This window comes from Pedobacter sp. GW822-FHT03F06, assembly GCF_058801365.1.
Map to the genome: position 1 here is coordinate 424892 of NZ_JBXANE010000002.1, position 20758 is coordinate 445649.

Annotated in this window: 16 protein-coding genes and 1 tRNA gene; 13 read left to right on the top strand and 4 right to left on the bottom strand. The window is 40.5% G+C overall.

Translation table 11 applies throughout. The annotated features are described in order from the left end of the window. Positions 1 to 77: 77 nt before the first annotated feature. From AC1RJ8_RS04470 to AC1RJ8_RS04485, 4 genes are all read left to right on the top strand, one after another. A complete protein-coding gene (locus AC1RJ8_RS04470) occupies positions 78 to 1238 on the top strand; it encodes a TIGR03364 family FAD-dependent oxidoreductase (RefSeq protein WP_492952701.1) in 1161 nt (386 codons plus the stop codon). Between the two features lie 105 nt (positions 1239 to 1343). Continuing rightward, the gene (locus tag AC1RJ8_RS04475; RefSeq protein WP_492952702.1) at positions 1344 to 4571 is read left to right on the top strand and encodes a SusC/RagA family TonB-linked outer membrane protein; all 3228 of its coding nucleotides are present in this window, start codon (positions 1344 to 1346) and stop codon (positions 4569 to 4571) included. 10 nt (positions 4572 to 4581) lie between these two features. Beyond that, entirely contained in the window at positions 4582 to 6150 is a 1569-nt protein-coding gene (locus tag AC1RJ8_RS04480; RefSeq protein WP_492952703.1) for a SusD/RagB family nutrient-binding outer membrane lipoprotein, read from the top strand. A 195-nt stretch (positions 6151 to 6345) separates the two neighbouring features. Further along, positions 6346 to 6422 (top strand) — tRNA-Asn (locus tag AC1RJ8_RS04485). A gap of 151 nt (positions 6423 to 6573) precedes the next feature. On the opposite strand, the gene AC1RJ8_RS04490 is transcribed toward AC1RJ8_RS04485, so the two are convergent. Beyond that, complete coding sequence (locus AC1RJ8_RS04490; protein WP_492952704.1) at positions 6574 to 7170, bottom strand: hypothetical protein; 597 nt, start codon at positions 7168 to 7170, stop codon at positions 6574 to 6576. A 300-nt stretch (positions 7171 to 7470) separates the two neighbouring features. Further along, a complete protein-coding gene (locus AC1RJ8_RS04495; protein WP_492952705.1) occupies positions 7471 to 7884 on the bottom strand; it encodes a VOC family protein in 414 nt (137 codons plus the stop codon). Positions 7885 to 8061: 177 nt separating this feature from the next. On the opposite strand from AC1RJ8_RS04495, the gene AC1RJ8_RS04500 reads away from it, so the two are divergent. The 3 genes from AC1RJ8_RS04500 to AC1RJ8_RS04510 all read left to right on the top strand — a co-directional run bounded on the left by AC1RJ8_RS04500 (position 8062) and on the right by AC1RJ8_RS04510 (position 11528). Next, positions 8062 to 9216, top strand: a complete 1155-nt coding sequence (locus AC1RJ8_RS04500) for an aspartyl protease family protein (RefSeq protein WP_492952706.1) — start codon at positions 8062 to 8064, stop codon at positions 9214 to 9216. 426 nt (positions 9217 to 9642) lie between these two features. Next, positions 9643 to 11160, top strand: coding sequence for an alpha-L-fucosidase (locus AC1RJ8_RS04505; protein ID WP_492952707.1), 1518 nt, complete (start codon positions 9643 to 9645; stop codon positions 11158 to 11160). Between the two features lie 29 nt (positions 11161 to 11189). After that, on the top strand, positions 11190 to 11528 hold the full coding sequence (locus AC1RJ8_RS04510) for an L-rhamnose mutarotase (protein ID WP_492952708.1): 339 nt from the start codon (positions 11190 to 11192) through the stop codon (positions 11526 to 11528). 267 nt (positions 11529 to 11795) lie between these two features. Here AC1RJ8_RS04510 and AC1RJ8_RS04515 read toward each other — a convergent pair whose 3' ends face one another. Further along, positions 11796 to 12410: a hypothetical protein gene (locus AC1RJ8_RS04515; RefSeq protein ID WP_492952709.1), complete on the bottom strand. Its 615-nt coding sequence runs from the start codon at positions 12408 to 12410 to the stop codon at positions 11796 to 11798. Between the two features lie 290 nt (positions 12411 to 12700). On the opposite strand from AC1RJ8_RS04515, the gene AC1RJ8_RS04520 reads away from it, so the two are divergent. The 5 genes from AC1RJ8_RS04520 (at position 12701) to AC1RJ8_RS04540 (ending at position 18380) form a co-directional block, all read left to right on the top strand. Beyond that, positions 12701 to 13519: an SDR family NAD(P)-dependent oxidoreductase gene (locus AC1RJ8_RS04520; RefSeq protein ID WP_492952710.1), complete on the top strand. Its 819-nt coding sequence runs from the start codon at positions 12701 to 12703 to the stop codon at positions 13517 to 13519. A 75-nt stretch (positions 13520 to 13594) separates the two neighbouring features. Beyond that, complete coding sequence (locus tag AC1RJ8_RS04525) at positions 13595 to 14485, top strand: helix-turn-helix domain-containing protein (RefSeq protein WP_492952711.1); 891 nt, start codon at positions 13595 to 13597, stop codon at positions 14483 to 14485. A 375-nt stretch (positions 14486 to 14860) separates the two neighbouring features. Further along, a complete protein-coding gene (locus tag AC1RJ8_RS04530; protein ID WP_492952712.1) occupies positions 14861 to 15919 on the top strand; it encodes a sensor histidine kinase in 1059 nt (352 codons plus the stop codon). Then, positions 15919 to 16608 (top strand): LytR/AlgR family response regulator transcription factor, encoded by a 690-nt coding sequence (locus AC1RJ8_RS04535; RefSeq protein WP_492952713.1) that lies wholly within the window; start codon positions 15919 to 15921, stop codon positions 16606 to 16608. Before AC1RJ8_RS04530 ends, AC1RJ8_RS04535 begins: the two co-directional genes overlap by 1 nt. A gap of 17 nt (positions 16609 to 16625) precedes the next feature. After that, positions 16626 to 18380, top strand: a complete 1755-nt coding sequence (locus AC1RJ8_RS04540) for a CocE/NonD family hydrolase (RefSeq protein ID WP_492952714.1) — start codon at positions 16626 to 16628, stop codon at positions 18378 to 18380. A gap of 344 nt (positions 18381 to 18724) precedes the next feature. On the opposite strand, the gene AC1RJ8_RS04545 is transcribed toward AC1RJ8_RS04540, so the two are convergent. After that, positions 18725 to 19513: an AraC family transcriptional regulator gene (locus AC1RJ8_RS04545; RefSeq protein WP_492952715.1), complete on the bottom strand. Its 789-nt coding sequence runs from the start codon at positions 19511 to 19513 to the stop codon at positions 18725 to 18727. 93 nt (positions 19514 to 19606) lie between these two features. Here AC1RJ8_RS04545 and AC1RJ8_RS04550 point away from each other — a divergent pair, with 93 nt between their 5' ends. Continuing rightward, positions 19607 to 20665 (top strand): SDR family oxidoreductase, encoded by a 1059-nt coding sequence (locus tag AC1RJ8_RS04550; RefSeq protein ID WP_492952716.1) that lies wholly within the window; start codon positions 19607 to 19609, stop codon positions 20663 to 20665. Positions 20666 to 20758 lie beyond the last annotated feature (93 nt).

Sequence of the window (20758 nt, forward strand, 5' to 3'; positions counted from 1 at the left end):
GGAATAATGGAAGATAATGTGATAAAAACAACATTAACGAAGATGATTTTTAATAGCATCTCATAAAAAAATAAACAATGAATAAACATTTCGATCTTATTGTAATTGGTGGAGGGATTTTAGGAACATTCCATGCTTATCATGCTTTACTTTCAGGCAAATCGGTACTGCAGCTCGAAAAAGACAATTTTCCGGTAGGCGCTACTGTGCGCAATTTTGGTCAGGTGGTACCCTCGGGTATGGAAGCCGAATGGTTCGAATACGGTGTTGCAGGATTAGATATTTATAAATCTATCCAGCAGGAATTCGATATTTCCGTGCAGCAAAACGGCAGTGTGTACATCGCATCAGATAACGATGAGCAAACCTTGATCCACGAGCTGAAAGCACATTACGATACTATCGGTTACGAAACCGAATTGCTTAATCAGGATGCGGTGTTAAAGAAATATCCTGCTCTTAAATCTTCTTATGCCAAAGAAGCCATCTTTTTCCCTCAGGAAATTAGTGTAGCACCAGATCAGATGATCTACCGTCTGCACGAATATATGCAGGCTAAGTTTGCACAATATACGCTTAAATACAACAGTCCGGTTACTGCCTGCGAAAGCAAAGGTACTGGTGTTGAAGTAGGTTTAAGAAACAATACCATGCTTTTTACGGCAGAGAAAGCCATTATCTGTAACGGTTACGAGTTTAAATTGCTTTATCCCGAACTATTTAGCGAGAGCGGTATTGTGGTTAGTAAACTGCAGATGATGCGCAGTATACCTATGCCGGAAGCAGCTTTAGCAGGTAATATTTTAACAGGGCTTACCACAAGGCGTTACGAAAGTTTTGAGCACTATTGCCCTTCGTTCAAAAGCATTAAAACGCCTGAGCATTACGAAGAGCTTAAAAAATGGGGTATCCATATCCTGTTTAAAAAGGCTGCAGATAATACAATTATTATTGGCGATTCTCATATCTATGCTGATGTAAACCATTTCGATGATCTTGGTTTCGATTTAAATCACCACATTAATGAACTCATGCTCGAAGAAGCCGCCCGGATAGTTGATTTCGATGTGCGCAAACTGCAAAGTACCTGGGCCGGATTTTATCCGCAGCATGCCACAAAACATATTGTAACATACGATCTCGACAATCGCATCCATATCCGTACAGCTATTGGTGGCAAAGGAATGACTGCTAGTGCAGGTTATGCCGCAGAAAGTATTAAGAAAATATTTAGTTAACAAATACTAAACAAAAATAAGGGTTTTTGTTAACTGAAAGTTGGCATTAGGCTAACATGTACATCTTATCATTGCATCTATAAAACCTAAAAAAATTATAGATAAATGAAACATCTCTACAAGATGAAGATGTGCATGATAGTTTTGCTGCTATTATGCCTCACGCCTTATTTTACCTGGGCGCAAACCAAAATTGCCGGTTTGGTTAAAGACGATGCGCAACAGCCGATCCCGGGCGTTAGCATAATGGTAAAAGGGACTAAAAAAGCTACTTCTACCGATTTATCGGGCCGCTTTACCCTCGATGCCAAAACAGGCGAAACACTTGTTTTTAGTTCGATCGGATTTCTCCCGCAAGAAGTTCAGGTTACAGGTGCAAACCTGACCGTAACTTTAAAAACAGACTCGAAAAATTTAAACGAGGTAGTGGTTACCGCCCTCGGTATCCGTAAAGAAAAAAGAAACCTGGGTTATGCCATTCAGGAAGTAAAAGGAGCAGATCTGGTAAAAGCCAGGGAAGCTAATCCGGTAAACGGATTGGTGGGTAAGGTTGCCGGTTTAACTGTTGGTGTATCCTCCGAGCTTTTGGGCCGTTCATCGCTTTACCTTCGTGGTAACGATGTTAATTTGGTCGTGGTAGATGGGGTGCCGATCAATTCGGATACCTGGAACATCAATCCGGACGATATCGATACTTATACCGTGCTTAAAGGCCCGGCAGCAGCAGCGCTTTATGGCTATCAGGCTTATAATGGTGCATTATTAATCACCACTAAAAAAGGTAAACTGAGCGATAAAGGTTTTACCGTAGAACTAAATTCGAGCACGCAGTTTAACAAAGGCTTTATCGCTTTGCCGAAAAGCCAGGATGAGTACGGGCCAGGTGAGCACAGTGCCTATGCTTTTGGTGATGGAAAAGGTGGTGGCTTAAATGATGGCGATTATGATATCTGGGGGCCAAAATTCGACGGTCAGTTGATTCCTCAATATGATAGTCCGGTTATAAACGGCGTGCGCCAGGGTACGCCATGGGTTGCCCGTGGAAAGGATAACTTAAAACGTTTTATCCAAACCGGATTACTTTCTGCAAACAACGTTGCCTTATCTTCTGCAACAGATAAGTATAATTTAAGGGTTTCTATTTCCAATAATTATCAAAAAGGAATTATACCGAACACACAATTAAATATCAACAATTTTAATGTAAGTGGTTTGTATAACATCAGTCCGAAATTAAGGGCCGAGGCCTACATTAATTACAGTCGACAGTTTTCTGATAATATTCCGGATGTAAACTATGGACCGAACAGTGTGATTTATAACATGACCCTTTGGGGCGGTGCCGATTGGAACATCGACGACATGAAAAACTACTGGCAGCCGGGCAAAGAAGGCATCCAGTCTATTTACGCCGAATACCAGCGTTACCACAATCCTTATTTTATGTCGTACGAATGGCTGCGCGGGCATAAAAAGAACGATATTAACGGTTATGCCTCTTTAAACTATAATGTAACCAAAGGACTGGATGTATTGTTAAAAACGCAGATTTCGACCTACGATCAGTTAAGGACAGAGAAAATGCCGTTTTCTGCTCACCCATACGGACGTGAAGAAGGCCTAGGCGATTACAGGGAAGACCGCCGTAGCATGTTCGAAAACAATACGCAGTTAATTTTGAAATACAACAAAAACGTTGGTGATTTATTCGAGATCAGTGCTTTTGGTGGAGGTAATGCCCGTAACTTCAGTTACAACTCGAGCTTTACCACAACTGATTATTTAAACGTTCCGAATGTATATAACTTCTCGAACTCTAAAAACCCGGTAAAAGCATTCGATTTTAACTCTAAAATGTTGGTATTAAGTGCCTTTTACTCAGTAGATTTGAGCTTTAAAAAGTATCTGAATATCAATGCCACTGGCCGTGGAGATAAAAACTCTGCACTTCCTCCAGGAAATAATTCAGCCTTCTATCCTTCGGTTTCATTAAGCTCGGTAATTTCCGATTATGTAAAAATGCCTGCTTTTATTTCATTTGCAAAAGTAAGGGCATCATATGCAAATGTTAAAGACCCGGGTTTGGGCACACAGGAATTTATCGGTGCAACACCACTGCAAACTTATCCAATTGGTTATGGTGCAGAATACACTTCATCATATGGTGGTCCTGGTTATGGCCTTTCTTCGCCATACAGCATCAGGCCAACCTATAATAACCAAACAGGTGCCTATTATACCAACAACCTCATCGATCTGAATGCGGTAAAAGCACAGAGCAGAACCAATTACGAAGGTGGTATCGATCTGAAGTTCCTTAAGAACAGGTTAGGTTTCGAAGCTACGTATTTCAGGTATATCGATGGACCGAAAATTATCAGACAAAATATCTCAGCAGCTACAGGCTACCAAACCAATACCATCAACGGCCGTAAAACGCAGAATAGTGGTGTGGAATTAAGTTTATCAGGCGCACCAATCATGACCGACAAATTTGGCTGGGATGTAATGATCAACTGGTCTACCTATAAACAGATTTATAAAGAGCTTGCCCCAGGAGAAACCTCAGTTGATCAATTCTTTAAAACCGGCGATCGTATCGATAATATTTACGGTTCTGTTTTAGCTAAAACGCCAAGCGGACAGGTGATTCATACTTCAAGCGGAACGCCGATTTCGTTACCTGTTAACCAGCTGCTAGGGCATGCCGATCCAAACTGGGTATGGAGCATTGGCAATAAATTCAGGTATGAGAATTTCTCTTTCAGTTTCCAGTTAGATGGTAAAGTGGGTGGAGTAATGCAGGATTATGTGAGGTTAAAATCGTTCCAGGGTGGTCGTCAGATCGAAACCATCCAGGGTAAAATGGGTGAAGCCAGATATCAGGATTACCTGCGTGTAAACGATCCAACTTATAAAGGCACCTGGGTAGGCGATGGTGTGGTGGTTGCCAATAACGGTAAACTCAATTTCGATCCGGTTACGGGTGTAATTACCAATTATGGCGACCTAACTTTTGCGCCAAATACCACTCCGCAGTTATTACAGGATTACCTGGGCGTTTTTTATGGTGCCAAAGAAAACACCATGATGAGCCGTACCTATGCCAAATTGCGTGAAGTAACCTTTGGCTACCAATTGCCTAAGAAATTATTGGAGCGCACGTTTATCAAATCGGCCAATATTTCGGTAGTAGGGCGTAATCTCCTGTACTTTATCAATTCTACTTATAACGATGTAGATGTAGATCAGTACTCAGGCAGAGAAGGTACTTCTACGCTGCAAACACCAACTACCAGAAGTATAGGTTTTAACCTTAATGTTACTTTTTAATCGCTATAACATGAAATCAATATATAAAATCCTGTTCCTCTTCATCATCGTTGCAGTGTGCGGCGGATGTAAGAAAGAATTTGAAGAAAATTTTAAAAATCCGAACCAGGCCGAAACCGTTCCGCCAAACTTGTTATTGAACGGCATCTTGTTCGATATGTACGAAGCACCTTTTTCGGGCTCAGAAAGGTGGAACCAGTACACGGCTGCCAACTATTTCTATTACGCAACCAATAACTACGATTGGACAGGCGCTTCGTTAGATTACACGACTTTGAAAAATGTGGTGAAAATGGAAGAGGAAGCTAACCGTTTAGGCGGTGCAGTGGCTAAACCTTACCTGGCGCTGGCTAAATTCTTTAAAGCGTATTATTTTGTGAAAATGAGTTTGAAAGTAGGCGATTTACCGATGACAGATGCCTTAAAAGGTTTCGCCAACTTAACACCAAAGTACGATACCCAAAAAGATATTTTTAAACAATCGTTAACCTGGTTAGAAGAATCGAACAACGATTTATCGGCTTTAATTACTGCGGGCAACAAAGAATTAAAAGGCGATATCTACCTTAAAAATGACCTGGTAGCCTGGCAAAAGGTGGTGAATACTTTTAAATTACGGACTTTGATCAATTTGAGTACAAAAGCGGATGATGCTGACTTACAGGTAAAACAACAATTTGCTGCGGTATTGGGCAACCCGACCAAATATCCGGTTATGGAGAGTATGGCCGATAACCTGCAGTTTGTGTACAACGAGAGTTTTAACAAGTATCCTAACAATAAAGATAATTTTGGTAATGATGCCTTGCGTTACAATATGGCGGGTACTTATTTAAATACGCTTTCGAGCCTTAAAGATCCCCGGGCCTATATGGTAGCCGAGCCGGCAAGGGGGATAGCAGAAGCCAACGGTTATGCCATTACCGATTATCGCAATTTTATTGGTGCGCCTACGGGTGAAGATCAGGGGCTAATGTTGGATAAGGTACAGAAGGGACTGTATTCGCTGATTGGCCGTTATCGCTATTATAGTGGTTATACAGCAGAAAATACCTTTATCATTGCTTATCCTGAGCTTTGTTTTATCAAAGCAGAGGGCATTAACCGCGGTTGGGCTACTGGCGATGCCGAAAGCTGGTATAAAAAAGGAATTCAGGCTTCTATTGGTTTCTATGGTATTAAAGACGGTGTTAATGTGGTCACCTTCTTAAAAAAGGACGGGAAGCTGGGCGAATTTGAAAATTTTAATGTTAATTTCTCTTTCGAAAGTGATTATTATTCGCAGGCTGCGGTTAAATATGCCGGTAATACAGCCGATGGTTTAAAGCAGATCCTGACACAGAAATACCTGGCTTATTTCCGTAATTCGGGTTTCGAAGCTTACTATCAGTACCGCCGAACTGGTGTGCCAACTTTCGATTTAGGTCCGGGCGTAGGTAATAGTAACAGGATTCCTAAGCGTTTTCAGTACCCTAATATTGAAAGAACAACCAATGGCGAAAACCTAAAACAGGCTTTACTTCGCCAATATAACGGAACTGACGATATTAATCTAACGCCGTGGATTGTTAAACCATAATTGTTAATGGTCTGATATTCAGTTTGAAATTTGCAAAACGATCCTCCACTGTAAAGGGAGGGTCGTTTTCTTAAATAATAATTGAATTAATTTTTGCATAAATAGTTTAAAAGCGCTAATATTGCACTCCCAAAACGAACAAGGGTATTTAACTGCAAAATGTAAATAAGCCTCGTTTTAGGAAACGACCAGTACTCCTTCTTAGCTCAGCTGGTTAGAGCATCTGACTGTTAATCAGAGGGTCGCTGGTTCGAGCCCAGCAGAGGGAGCCAAAACCCGCAACGAAAGTTGTGGGTTTTTTGCATTTAGGGCGGGGCGAGAAGTTTATCCTGAGCGCAGGCGAAGGGAGCCCAGCAGAGGGAGCCAAAACCCACAACGAAAGTTGTGGGTTTTTTACGTTTAGGGCTGGGCGAGAAGTCTAATTTAACCTCCCTTTTCCCAAAAACCTTTTTCGTCAAGAATTTTCAAATAGCTGTTATGTGGTTCGTCAGCGTGATAAAGTTGATACAGTTGGTCGGTCAGCGCTGTTAGAAAGTTAAAGAAAACAGAAAAGTCTTCTTTTGAATTGTAAAGGCTGCCCCACTCACCTAATACCCAGTTTAAGGTGTTGCCGTGGCTAACCGTGATTGCAAATACGAGCGTCGGAGGATCGGCATCAGTTTGTTTATAATAGTCATACTGCTTTCCTCCTAACAATGCTATTTCTCGGGCCGGAACCTGGATGGAGCGTATCTCCGAAAACAAAACAGAACCGAAACAAGAACTGGTAAAGCCTTCATTACTTAGTGAAATAGTTTCTGTCGACCGCCTTGCGGATGCTGCTTTAAACAGCTTGTAAATAGCCGTAAACATTAATGGCAAGAAGATCAACAATAGCCAGGCCGGGAAAAGTGGATGCGGATCTGGCAGTAAAGCGATGATTGTTAGTGAAACAGTAATCGTTAGTAAGGTGGTGAAAAACCAAAACAGAATAGTTGAGGTTTTCTTGCTGTTATTAAAACGGAAGCGATAGGTATCCATATCTGTCCAAAGCGTTAAAAAATAGGGCACAAAAATTTAGGTTTAGTTACAAAAGAAAACCACCATTTCCGATAGTAAAAGTAAATTTATTTGGCCAAATATTAGCGCATACAAATTTGAGTTTCTGCTTACAGTTCTCTCAGAGGATGTTTACGCTGCCTGCTGAACGGGATACTCATCCTGTTGTTCAGGATTAGATTGATGCATTGGGATATTGCAATAGTAAATTGCCCCATGTGTCGAGAGTAAGGGCAAGCACAAAAAAACGTTGCTTGCCCTTTTTATTAACGTTAAATATCACTACGCCTGGTGCTCAGGTGTTCCATTTGGATCCATCCATACATATTCCCAATGGTGGCCATCAAGATCGTCGAAACTATGTTGGTACATAAAGCCATAATCGGTAGCCGGATTCGGTATGGTGGCGCCAGCAGCTACCGCGTTATTTACCATTTCGTTAACCGCATCTTTACTATCGGCCGATAAGGCAATGGAAGTTTCTATTGCTTTGTGGGCATCGATGATTTCTTTTTCGGTAAAAGTCTGGAAAAAGGTTCTGGTGAGCAGCATGACATAAATGGTATCGCTGATGATCATGCAGGTTGCTTTCTCGTCGGTAAATTGCGGGTTAAAAGTATAACCGAGCTTGGTGAAAAACTCCACCGACTTATTAAGGTCGTTAACAGCCAGGTTCACAAAAATTTGAGTTGCCATATTGTTTTCTAATTTAGTTTACTCAAAGGTATAGCAAAGCTATTTAGGTATTAATGTGCAAAAACGACAAGTTAAGGGGTTAAACGCGACTTATGTGAATTCTTTTTATCTTTAGTTCCGGTTTCCGATGGTCACCACTAAATGCAAGCTTTAAACCACCAAATCTATTAGTCGCTCATGAAACAAATATTACTCATTTTAACAATCCTACTTCCCTTTTATACTTTCGCTCAAAAGAAATTACCAGTTGTTAAAGCCGGAGTTGGTCAGGCAAAATTCTACGAAGCGTACAAGGCATCATCGAACTGGTACATCAATCCCAAGATAAAATTAGATGTGTTTACAACTGGTAAAATAACCAAATCAATAAACATAAAATTCAAAACGGATATAGATTCTATCGTGTTTAGAATAGGACCTGGGGAGCAAAAAGAATTTATTGTTTTGTTGAACGGCAAAGATTCCTGCCGAACCAAGATTGTGTGTCCTGAGCTAAAAAACTTCAGCAAAATATCGCCCGAAGTGCACGATTCAATTCCTTTTTTTGTAAATAAATACAATACGAACTTTTTACCGGTGGTTTTCAACAAAACTGATTCCCTTTTATTGAACTTCGATTCAGGCGCTACCGAAGTAGATCTTACTACCGCTGCACTTAAGCAAAAAGTTAAATCTAAGCCCAAGCTTTATAACACGGATTATGATATCAAAATTGGGAGTCAGACCTATAAAAGCAAAATTTATGATATTGAATTGGCTGGTAATGAGACCGATGGTTTGCTTGGCTGGGATATATTCGACGGTATGATTGTAGCGTTGGATTATGATCAGAATAAAATGATGGTGCATTCTACCATGCCCAAGCAGATTTTACGGGATAAACAATACACCAGGTTTAAGATTACTTATATCAAAAACAAACCTTTTATAGAGAGCGAAATTTCGCAAAGCGGAACCAAAAATAAAAGCCTGTTTTTCTTCGATTTAGGTTACCAGCGTACTGCTATGCTTGATAAGGATTTGCTGCGGGAAATGCGCTTTCCGACAGATGAGATGGAAGTGATCAAAAAGGTAATTATGCATGGTACAAGAGGGAATGAAGTCCCTGTAACCACCGTAAAACTGCAAAGTTTGAAGATTGGTAATTTTGAATTGAAAAATGTTCCGGCACAGGTTATGGAGCAAAATAAACCCATGCCAGGGGCTAACGTTCATTATCTGGGAACCGATATTCTGAAAAGATTCAATACGGTTTTTGATTTTCAGAATGATGTGATCTATTTAAAGCCAAACCATCTCTATAATGTTGCCTATGCAGACGAAAAGATTTAATATCATCAGTTTTTTAACCGCAAAGACAGCGAAGTGAAACGCAAAGAACGCAGTATTTGATCGTCATCTCGACTGAAGTGAAACGAAATGGAGAGATCTTTTTAAGTAATCCTTTTAGGTCCATCATCCATTTAACCACCCATCTGTTATCCTATATAGTTGGTTTTATAGGTATGCGGCCACATGTCAGTGTTCTTGGGTGGATTTGAAATTAAGAAAAAGAATCAAGATCGATTTGGGTTGCCGTTTCAGCATAAATCAATCGGCGGGGCTGAGTTCATAATCTACAGTTCAGCAAGGAAAAGGTGCGCTGTAATGTTTTTTTATCATATCTTAAATGTCGGATTTTTACAACAAATAGTCTATTTATTTCAAGAATTGAGCGGATGAGTTACCTATTTTTGATTAAAACCAAATATAAGGAAGATGAAAAAAATAGTATTAGTTGGTCTTATGGCGTGTTCCCTGGGTTTAAACCTCAAGGCACAACAAAAAACGGATAAGGTAGAACAGGGGATTTTTAAACCTACCGATGAATCCTTAAAGCAGTATAAATATCCAGACTGGTTCAGAGATGCCAAGTTTGGAATCTGGTCGCATTGGGGACCTCAGGCAGTTCCCAGACAGGGTGATTGGTATGCGAAGAACATGTATGTTCAGGGCAGTGCGCAGAATAAGTACCACGTGGCAACCTATGGTACACCATCTAAATTTGGATACAAAGATATTATCGCTTTATGGAAAGCAGAGAAATGGAACCCTGAGCAGTTGATGGCCTTATATAAAAAGGCCGGTGCCAAATATTTTGTAACCATGGGCTCGCATCATGATAATTTCTTTCTATGGAACTCCAAAATCCATAAATGGAACTCGGTAAATATGGGGCCAAAAAAAGATATTGTGGGTTTATGGCAAAAAGCAGCTAAAAAAGAAGGGCTCCGTTTTGGTGTTTCCGAGCATCTCGCGGCCAGTTTTAACTGGTTTCAGCCAAGTCATGGCGCAGACAAAACAGGGCAATTTGCAGGCATTGCCTATGATGGGCACGATCCGAAATATGCTGATCTTTATCATCTACCTGCTGATTCGGCCGATATGAAAGAGTGGCTGACCAATAATCCGGGCTGGCATAAACAATGGTTGGAAAATGTTAACGAACTGATCGATAATTATCACCCCGACCTGCTTTATTCGGATAGTAAACTTCCTTTTGAAGATATAGGGCGTACAATGGTTGCGCACTATTACAATGAGGATATGGCCAAAAATAAAGGCAAACTGGAGGCAGTATATACGCCAAAAGAGCCATCTGAAGGTAAATGGGCACAAGATGTAGAACGCGGGGTATTGGATTCGATCAGCCCATTTCCGTGGCAAACCGATACTTCGATAGGAGATTGGTATTATAGAACTGGTCAGAAATATAAAAGTGCAAATGAAATCGCCCAGCTTTTGATCGATATTGTTAGTAAAAACGGAAATCTTTTGATCAATGTTGTACAGACTCCAGAGGGAGACCTGGAGCCTGATGTTGTAAAAATTGTTACAGAAATTGGCGACTGGACCAAATTGAATGGAGAAGGTATTTATGCATCGAGACCATGGAAAGTATATGGAGAAGGCCCTTCTACCATTAAATCAAACCAGAAAAAGGGCCATTTTGGTGGTTTAACCGATTCAGGTGAATATCAATCGACAGACATCAGGTATACCACAAGGGCGGACAATCTTTTTGCTTTCTGTTTAAATGTGCCAAATGAAAGCATCAGAATGACCTTACTTGGGCGCAGATCGAAATACCTGGAGAAGCCCATCACTTCGGTTACGATGCTGGGCAGTAAAAGTAAATTAAAGTGGGTGCAGGAAGATGATGCCCTCGTAATTAGCAAACCCGCAGATTATCCGGCCTGGTTGGTAACTGGTTTCAAAATAGAATTCAAAAAATAGGGAGAGCCGCTTACATTTTAAAGTGAAAGATGAAAAGATATTGTTTGGCACTGGATCTCGTTGATGATCCAAAACTCATAGCGGAGTATGAAACTTATCACCTTAATGGTTGGCCTGAAATTAAGCGGAGTATTGTCGAATCAGGGGTTTTGGAAATGGAGATATACCGCATTTCAAACCGTTTGTTCATGATCATGGAAACTGATGATAATTTCAGTTTTGAAAAAAAGACAGCTATGGATATTGCTAACCCTAAGGTGAAAGAGTGGGAAGAACTCATGTGGAAATATCAGCAGGCATTACCCTTGGCAAAGCCTGGAGAAAAGTGGTTGCTGATGAAAAATATATTTAAGTTAAACGAAATGTGATATGAAAAAGCCGAACGGGCACATGCATACTGAACACAGCTAAAGTCAGTTGGTTTGGTATCTTCTGTGGGGGGTAAGGACGAAAGATTGGAAAGTGATTTGCCCTTGCCGCAAAAGATCCGCCCTTAACCTTTTGGAGTGAAATGCAGCACGTTTAATTAATTGAAAATGAATCTTTAGTAACAATATCTAGCTAATGTAAATCTTCGGTTTTACTTAAAAGCAAAAGGAGAATGCGCTTAGAACATTCTCCTTTTGTATTTTCTGTTAATCAATGAATTGTATCTGTTGTACCAGGTAGGCCTTCCCAAATTTCTGCGGATCCTGTATCACTGTTGCTTTAATGGCCTTCCATTTTGGCTGTTGCCCTTTTTGCCAGTTTGCACGGATTTCCTGTGCATTTAGCCAGATTTCTTCAAGTTCGTTCTGAACCGTGCTATTTGCATAAGTGAGTTGCAATTTATCAGGAATGAGATAATAGTCATTTCCTGTTTTGCTTAGTCTTATTACTGGTCCGCCAGGTACATATGAAGTAATCAGTTGAACAGGAAAAGACTCCGTTCCTTTGTATTGCTCTTTGCTAATTATATTTTCAAAAATAAAATAGTATTCAGGTCCGTCTTGAAGTGGCTCTTTATCGCGGTTGAATCTGGCTTTAACGCGGTAAGAATAACCAGGTTCCCTTTGATCAAAACCCCATAACGAAGCACCGGCATCTACATTGCCTGGCAACTTCAAAAGCACATCATTATCTGCAGCATAACGAGGGCTTACCAGCAGTTCAACTTCCTGTCCGTTTTTTAAGTTCAGCGGACCATATCTTTCCGATTTTTTGCAAGAAACAAGTGCAAAGGCTACAAAAAGAAAAAGTAGATTTTTCATAGGTGAGTGGTTTTTAGATTAATGGTTTCTCATGAAACGTAAAGATACCGATAGACGCTACAAGATATTGAAAGTTTTGTGCCATGCGCTAATTTAAGCGCTTGGTTATTGAAAATCCCGATTTGGCAATGCAATAATTACCTAATCCTTATGCCTCAATACTTTGGTTATTCTTAAATATTCGCACAAATTTAGCTAAACCTTAAAATGTGCTAATAGTCCCGTGTTTTGTATAAATCGGTCTTAGCGCTCCGCAATACCTTTGTTATCAATATTTAACAAAGAAAAAAATGTCGAAAATAATTTTAATTACCGGTGCCTCACGTGGTTTTGGTAAAATCTGGGCAAAGGCCCTTTTAGAACGTGGCGATAAAGTGGCTGCAACTGCAAGAAATACAGCAGATTTAAATGATTTGGTAGAAGCTTATGGTGATGCCGTGTTTCCGCTTCAATTGGATGTAAATGATAGGGATGCCTGTTTTGCCGTAGTTGAAAAAGTTAAGCAACACTTTGGCCGCATTGATGTATTGATCAATAACGCGGGATTTGGTTTATTTGGTGCGATAGAGGAAACCACCGAACAACAGGCCCGTGCACAAATGGAGACAAACTTTTTCGGATTATTGTGGGTAACACAAGCTGTTGTTCCGGTAATGCGCGAACAACAGGCCGGGCACATTATCCAGGTCTCGAGCTTCCTGGGCTTGGTAACTTTTCCTGTGCTGGGTTTATACAACGCATCCAAATATGCGGTAAATGGCTTAAGTGAAACGCTGGCACAGGAAGTAAAAGGTTTTGGCATTAATGTAAGTTTAATCGAACCAAATGGTTTTTCTACCGACTGGTCGGGTGCTTCAGCTTTCCAAACAGCGTCGTTAGAAGCATATGCTCCAGTTAAAAAAGCATTTTTTGATGCTTCAACACCCGATAGTTGGGGCAAACCAGAAGCAACGGTATCCGCCGTATTGGCATTGATCGACAGTCCTAAACCTCCTTTACACTTCTTGTTGGGTAAAGTGGCTCTCCCAGGTGTTAAACAGGTTTATGCAGAACGTTTGGCCGAATTTGATGAATGGGCTGAAGTGGCGATCAATGCGCACGGTCATTAATAAATCATTTAAAACCTTTAACTACAAGCTGTACGGGGTAATTGTGTAGCTTGTGGTTAATTACCGTTCAAAGGGATGAAACACTATAAGAACTTGGCCGAATTCCATAGAGAAAATGCATTTCCGCCACCGGAGAATCCATTGTTTAGCATTTACAAATGTGACCACATGTGTACCATGGGCGACCGGGAGTTTACGAGCGATTTCTATATGATCGGTTTTAAAAAGATTATTGCGGGTCATATCCTTTATGGGCGTACAAAATACGACCATGAGTGTGGTTCGATGATGTTCTTTAAACCTCATCAGGTAATCGAAATGAAAAACCTGGAGCTGGATGAAGACGGTTTTTTGATTTTTATTCACGGAGATTTTCTGAATGGACATATGTTGCATGATACCATCAAAAAATACCATTACTTCGATTACGAAACCAACGAAGCGCTGCATCTCTCGCCCAGTGAAGAAAGCACAGTATGGGAGCTGTATCATAAAATTGAAACCGAATACCGAAACAACCAGGATGAATATAGTCGCGAATTGATTTTGGCCAATGTAGATACTTTGCTAAAGTACAGTCAACGTTTTTACAAAAGACAATTTCTTAACCGCACAGAAATTTCGGGCAAAACAGTAACCAGGTTTAATGAAGAAATAAATAAATATGTTGCTAATGGATTACTGGCTACTAAAGGTTTGCCATCAGTGCATGATATGGCAGCGCGTTTAAACATTTCGGCAGGTTATTTAACAGATGTTTTAAAACAGGAAAGTGGAAAAACCGCTTTAGAACATATCCATATTTACCTGATATCTGAAGCAAAAAACCGTTTGATCGGTGAAGATAGGTCGGTTTCGGAGATTGCTTATGCATTGGGATTTGAGAACCTCTCTTACTTCTCACGTTTATTTAAAAAAGAGGTGGGTGTTAGCCCGAATACCTTTAAAAAGCAGTTGCTAAATTGATGTTTTAACCGCAAAGGACGCTAAGAGGGGCGCAGAGAGCCCAAAGTTAGGCCTATTATTGGTCAGGATTTGCAATCCAACCCCAAGTGCTACGGATTTGCAATCCGTTTTAACTATTTATTTGTCCCGCAGATCTAGAAGATGAATGCAGAGGGCACATATTTTGTTTCTTTGGCACGATAGGCTTTAGACTTCCTACTCCGGACTATTTCTATCCTTTAGGCACAAAGCGCACAAAGGTGTGTCTATTTGTTTTGCACGATAGACTTCTGACTCCCGGCTAAAAGAACCACTCATCCCCCAAAGGCCTACGTTCCTGTACTTTATCTTTTTTCTTAAAATTAGTTTTCGTTGCTTTGTTTCAAGCAGAACATTTTGGAAAAGCAACCTTACATATCACTTTACTGGAAATGCCAACTCATTGGTTGGTCGGTGGCTGCGCTGTATTGGGCTTTTCAAGGCTGGTCTGCTGCTGGTCGTTTCAGATTCGATATGGCAGTTGTACAGTTTATTTCGGATGTGGTGATGTATATATTGATTACCCATTTGTACCGTAATTTTGCACGTAAAAACCATTGGCAAGACCTGGCGCTCGAGAAACTGATCTGGCGGGTGTTGATCGTTATTCCGGTGATGGGTGTTTTTTTTACCATCGTTACTGTGAGTAAACTGTACCTGGTGAGGTTGTTGTTTCTAAGCCACCCAACTCAGTCGTTTGCTGATTTTTTTAGTTTAAATGCAGCAGGCATTTTTATTGCCGGTATCCGTTTAATGGCCATATGGCTTTTGGCCTACCACCTTTACCACTACGCAAAACGAGAAATGCGGTTATCGGTAGAAAATGCCAGATTGGCGCTTAGCTTTAAACAATCTCAGCTGGATAATCTTTCTGCGCAGTTAAATCCTCATTTTTTATTCAATGCACTTAATAACATAAAATCATTGGTGTACACCCGCCCCGATGCTGCTGGCAGGGCAATCGACCTCCTAAGCGAACTGTTGCGCAGTGGATTGTATAAAGGCAATGCCATGCTGATCAGATTAAATGAAGAAGTAGACCTGGTGAGAGATTACCTGGAGCTGGAAGGGTTGAGGATGGAAGAAAGATTACAATACGATTTGGATATCGATATTTCGCTCTCTGGATTGATGGTGCCACGCCTTTGCATTCAAACATTAGTCGAAAATGCGGTAAAACATGGCATTGCATTAGAAAAGCAGGGTGGAAAGATCGAAGTAATCATTCACGAACAGCATGGATTGGTAAGCATCTGTGTTTTAAACCCTGGCAAGTTAGAACAGGATAAAACGGTGGCTGGTATAGGGCTTCGGAACCTGAAAGAACGGCTCGATCTGAGTTATCAGCATCATGCATCTTTCAGTCTGTATGAAATGGAGCAAAAGGTTTGCGCCGAAATTAAAATCCCAATGTGATGAGAAATATTAGGTCGCTGATTATTGATGATGAACGTGGCGCAAGGCAGGAATTGATAAGGATGTTGAAAAGCTATCCAGAGGTTACGATATTGGGTGAGGCTGCCAATGCTGATGAAGCAGAACAGCTTATAGGACTTTTAAAACCTGACCTGATTTTTTTGGATATACAGATGCCTGGCCGTTCGGGTTTCGACCTGTTGGAGAATTTGGTACATGTGCCACAGGTGATTTTTGTAACCGCTTTCGACAGCTATGCGGTGCAGGCTTTTGAAGTAAGCGCCTTGGATTACCTCATGAAACCTGTACGGGAAGAACGCTTTAAAAGTGCAATGGATAAAACTATAGAAAAGATCGGTGCGAATGACGCAGCTGTTTTTGTAAAGGATAGGAGCAAATACCACCTCATTAAATGGAAAGATGTGTACTTGATTGAGTCGGTAGATAATTACGCACGGCTCTTTTTCGGGCAAGAGCAGGTGTTGCTCAAAACCTCCTTAAACAAACTCGAAGAAAATCCAGATTGTGAAAGATTTTTTAGAGCCGGCAGAAGTATATTATTTAACCTCGACTATATCAGTTCGATAAAAAAAGATGATGAGGGGATGTTTGTAGAACTTAAAACGGGGAATTTAATCAGAATATCAGAACGGCAGGCTGTTAAATTAAGGAGCCTCATTAAAATATAAACTATAATTTCTTGATCATGAAAATAAACTTAGTAAAACTGGGTATGGCTGTGCTATGCCTCTTAATGGGCATTGAAACCTTTGCACAGCAAAAACTAACCTTACCCGATAGCACTAATTATATCATCAATGATAGCGTGATGATTAAAACAAAATACGGCATTACGCTATCAGCTGTAGTGGTGAGGAAAAAAGGTGTGCAGCAGAAATTGCCTGCAGCATTATTTTATTTTATCTACTCCAATACCGATAAAAGTCTGATGGAAGCCAAGTATGCCGCCGATCATGGTTACGTAGGCATTGTGGCCGATGCGAGAGGAAAACGACTGAGCCCTGATCAGCCAGCGCCTTACGAACATGAAGCAAAGGATGTAAATGCAGTTATCAATTGGATTATTAAACAATCGTGGAGCGATGGCAGCGTGGGCATGTATGGCGGAAGTTATTCCGGTTTTGCACAATGGGCAGCGGCCAAATACCTGCATCCGGCGCTTAAAACCATTGTACCCTATGTAGCGGCGATTCCAGGGCTTGGCTTACCCATGGAAAATAATGTTTTTTTAGCAGCCAATTATCAGTGGGCATTTTACATCACCAATAACAAATACACCGATGATGCTGTGAATAACGATAATGCCCGTTGGCGCAGGATGCGGAATAACTGGTGGGAAAGTGGGGCCGCCTACAATAAGATCGACAGCATTGATGGTACACCAAACCCGATGTTGCAGAAATGGCTTAGTCACCCCGATTACGATGCCTACTGGCAGTCGATGGTGCCCTATGGCAAAGATTTTAAACACATCAATATTCCCGTGCTCAGCATTACCGGTTATTACGATGATGGGCAAATTTCGGCATTAGAATACCTGCGCGAACATTACAAGTATAATCCATCAGCCGAACATTATTTAATTATAGGCCCTTATGATCATTTTGGATCGCAGATAGGTGGTGTAGCCAAGCTGAGAGGTTATGAAGTAGATTCAGTTGCCCTGATCAATACCCGCGAAATTACCTTCCAATGGCTTGATTATATTCTTAAAGGCGGAAAGAAACCTGCACTGTTAAAAGATAAGATCAACTATGAGGTAATGGGCGCAAATAAGTGGAAGCATGCTCCTTCATTGTCAAAAATGGAAGATCACCGTGTTAGGTTTTATTTAGATAGTATAAACGGAACAATGCTGCTATCGGAGCAAAAGCCAGCTGAACAAGTTTTTATGCATCAGCAGGTCGATTTGGTAGATAGAACCGCCTTCTACAATGATTATTATCCTAATCCGATCGTTAAAAAAGAAATTGACAGATCCAATGGGCTGTTTTTTATCACGAAGCCATTTAATCAGGCCATTTCAGTATCAGGTACACTAGAGGGGCAGCTTAAGGCCGTCATCAACAAAAAAGATATGGATGTAGGCCTTGTCCTGTACGAAGTTACGCCCACAGGTGAATACTTTCAGCTTTCTTATTATTTAGGTAGAGCCAGCTACGCACATGATATGAGCAAAAGGAATTTGCTTAAGCCTGGGAAGTTAGAAACGATACCTTTTTACCGGTCGAGAACATTCAGTAAGCAACTGCAAAAAGGTAGCCGGTTGCTTTTAGTGCTGAATATTGATAAAAATCCCTTTGCGCAGATCAATTATGGAACCGGGAAGGATGTGAGTAAAGAAACCGTAAAAGATGCAGGGGGTCCACTCGAAATTAAATGGTCGACAGGAAGTTTTATCGAATTAGGTTTTTCGGGAAATGTTAAAATTTTGTTTTAAATAAAATTACCGCTCATTGGAGGCTATATCATATTTGTAATTCCATTCGAATTTGTCGCGTTGAGCTTCCCGAAGAATCGGGACAAGTAGTCGAAACGCCTTTCTAGATATTTAAACAGGTCCTTCGACAGGCTCTCCACAGGAGTCCTTTGGACAGGATGACAATTCTATATTTATGATACAGTCTCCTAAACACCAGGGATTTGCAATCGGTTATAAATATTTGTTTGTCCCGCAGATATAGAAGATGGGCGCAGAGGGTACCAAGGCATGTTTTGTTTCTTTCGTGCAATAGACTTCGGACTTCTGACTCCCGACTTCAGACTAATTCATCTTTCCTCTCTTCAGAATTTTCGCAACAGTTTACTCACGTGGCTTTCATCAACAAGGCCAAATTCTATGGCAATTTGTTTCAGTCCAAATCTTCCGCTTTCTATTCGCTGTTGAATTAAATGCTGACGATAATTGTGGATATACTGGCGTAAGGTTATGCCTGTATTTCTTTTAAAATAGGGCCCTATATAGTCTTCTGAAAGATTAAAGTGTTTTGCCATTACATTCGCCTTTAAATTTTTAGGCTGGTAAATATATTTGTGCAGGTAACAGAAAATGGCTTGAATGTCTTTTGATCGTTGTGCACTGCTTTTAATTTCGGGCATATTGCGTTGCATAATAGTGGAGAGCATTAAGATCTGTGTCCAGATTAAAGCTTCATTTTGCAACATGTTTATGTTGAGTGATAGGATGAGCGCAATGATGTTTTCAACAATCAACTGATCATCGGCAGTAAAGTTAAAACTTAGAAAATGTGTTTCCCGGCTTTTGATCAGGTATTCCAGGTATTGCAAGCCCGTTGGGTTAACCTCTTTTTGATGGATGTATAGATCAGTAAACTTGATGTAAATGAAATGTGTTTTTTCATCAATTTCGAAACGATGGTCATCATCCGGACCAATTAGGAAGAGATTCCCTTTTTCGTAAACAATTGGAATTTCGTTAATGATATGATGGCCAGATCCATTTTTAATGTATATCAGTTCGTAATGGTTGTGCTGGTGTACAGGGTGCTGCCATTTACTTACTTCAAATGCTGAAATAACAATTGGTTGAAATTGGACGTATCGCTTCATCATAGATTTATACAAATCTATCATACTATTTTACAAAAACATATCTCTGGTTTGTCAGGATCTTTGCTTTACATGAATCAATTTAAATCAAAAGAGATGAATAACAGTAAAACAGCATTGGTTGTGGGTGCAAATGGCGTAATTGGTAGTAATTTAATCAGCCATTTAGAAAGTCTTGGCGATTGGGATATTATCGGTTTATCGCGTCGGGGCGGGCTCGATACAGATAAAACCACGTACATTTCTGTAAACCTGCTCGACCCAGAAGACAGTAAGGAACAATTGAGCCCTTTAACTACGGTAACACATATTTTTTATGCCGCGTATCAAGATAAACCTACATGGGCGGAGCTGGTTGCGCCTAATTTGGCGATGCTTGTAAACGTGTTTAATGTTATGGAAAGTATTGCAAAAAACTTACAGCACATCAGTTTAATGCAGGGCTATAAAGTATACGGGGCGCATTACGGTCCTTTTAAAACACCAGCAAAAGAAAGCGACGGTGGACATATGCCTCCAGAATTTAATGTAGATCAGCAACAGTTTCTTGAGGCACAGCAAAAAGGTAAAAAATGGAATTGGTCTGCGCTTCGGCCATCTGTAGTTGCGGGTACCGCATTGGGCAATCCGATGAATTTGGTTTCTGTAATTGCAGTTTATGCATCCCTATCGAAAGAACTGGCTTTGCCTTTGCGTTTTCCTGGCAAAGTAGGGGCTTACGATAAGCTTTTAGATATTACAGATGCTGGATTATTGGCAAAAGCAACAGTATGGGCGGCTACTAACCCGGCATGTGCCAATCAAGCTTTTAATATCACCAATGGTGATCTGATCCGCTGGAATGATCTTTGGCCTAAAATTGCAGCTTATTTTAAAATGGATGCTGCACCTCCACTTCAAATGCCTTTGCAAACCGTAATGGCCGATAAATCGGCTTTGTGGATACAGATGCAAGAAAAACATAACCTAGCCAAACACAGTTATGAAGAAGTATCTTCTTGGGCTTTTGGCGACTTTGTTTTTTCCTGGGATTACGATTTTTTCTCTGACGGTACCAAAGCAAGGCGATTGGGCTTCCACGATTATATTGATACTGAAAAAATGTTTTTTGATCTGTTTGACGAACTTAAACGCAAAAAAGTTATCCCGAGTTAGTTTTCAGATCTGGAATTATCATTAATCAGGATTTGTAACCCATTTATAAATATTTTTTGCCTGCTCATGCTGACTTATTCAGTCTCCATTTTT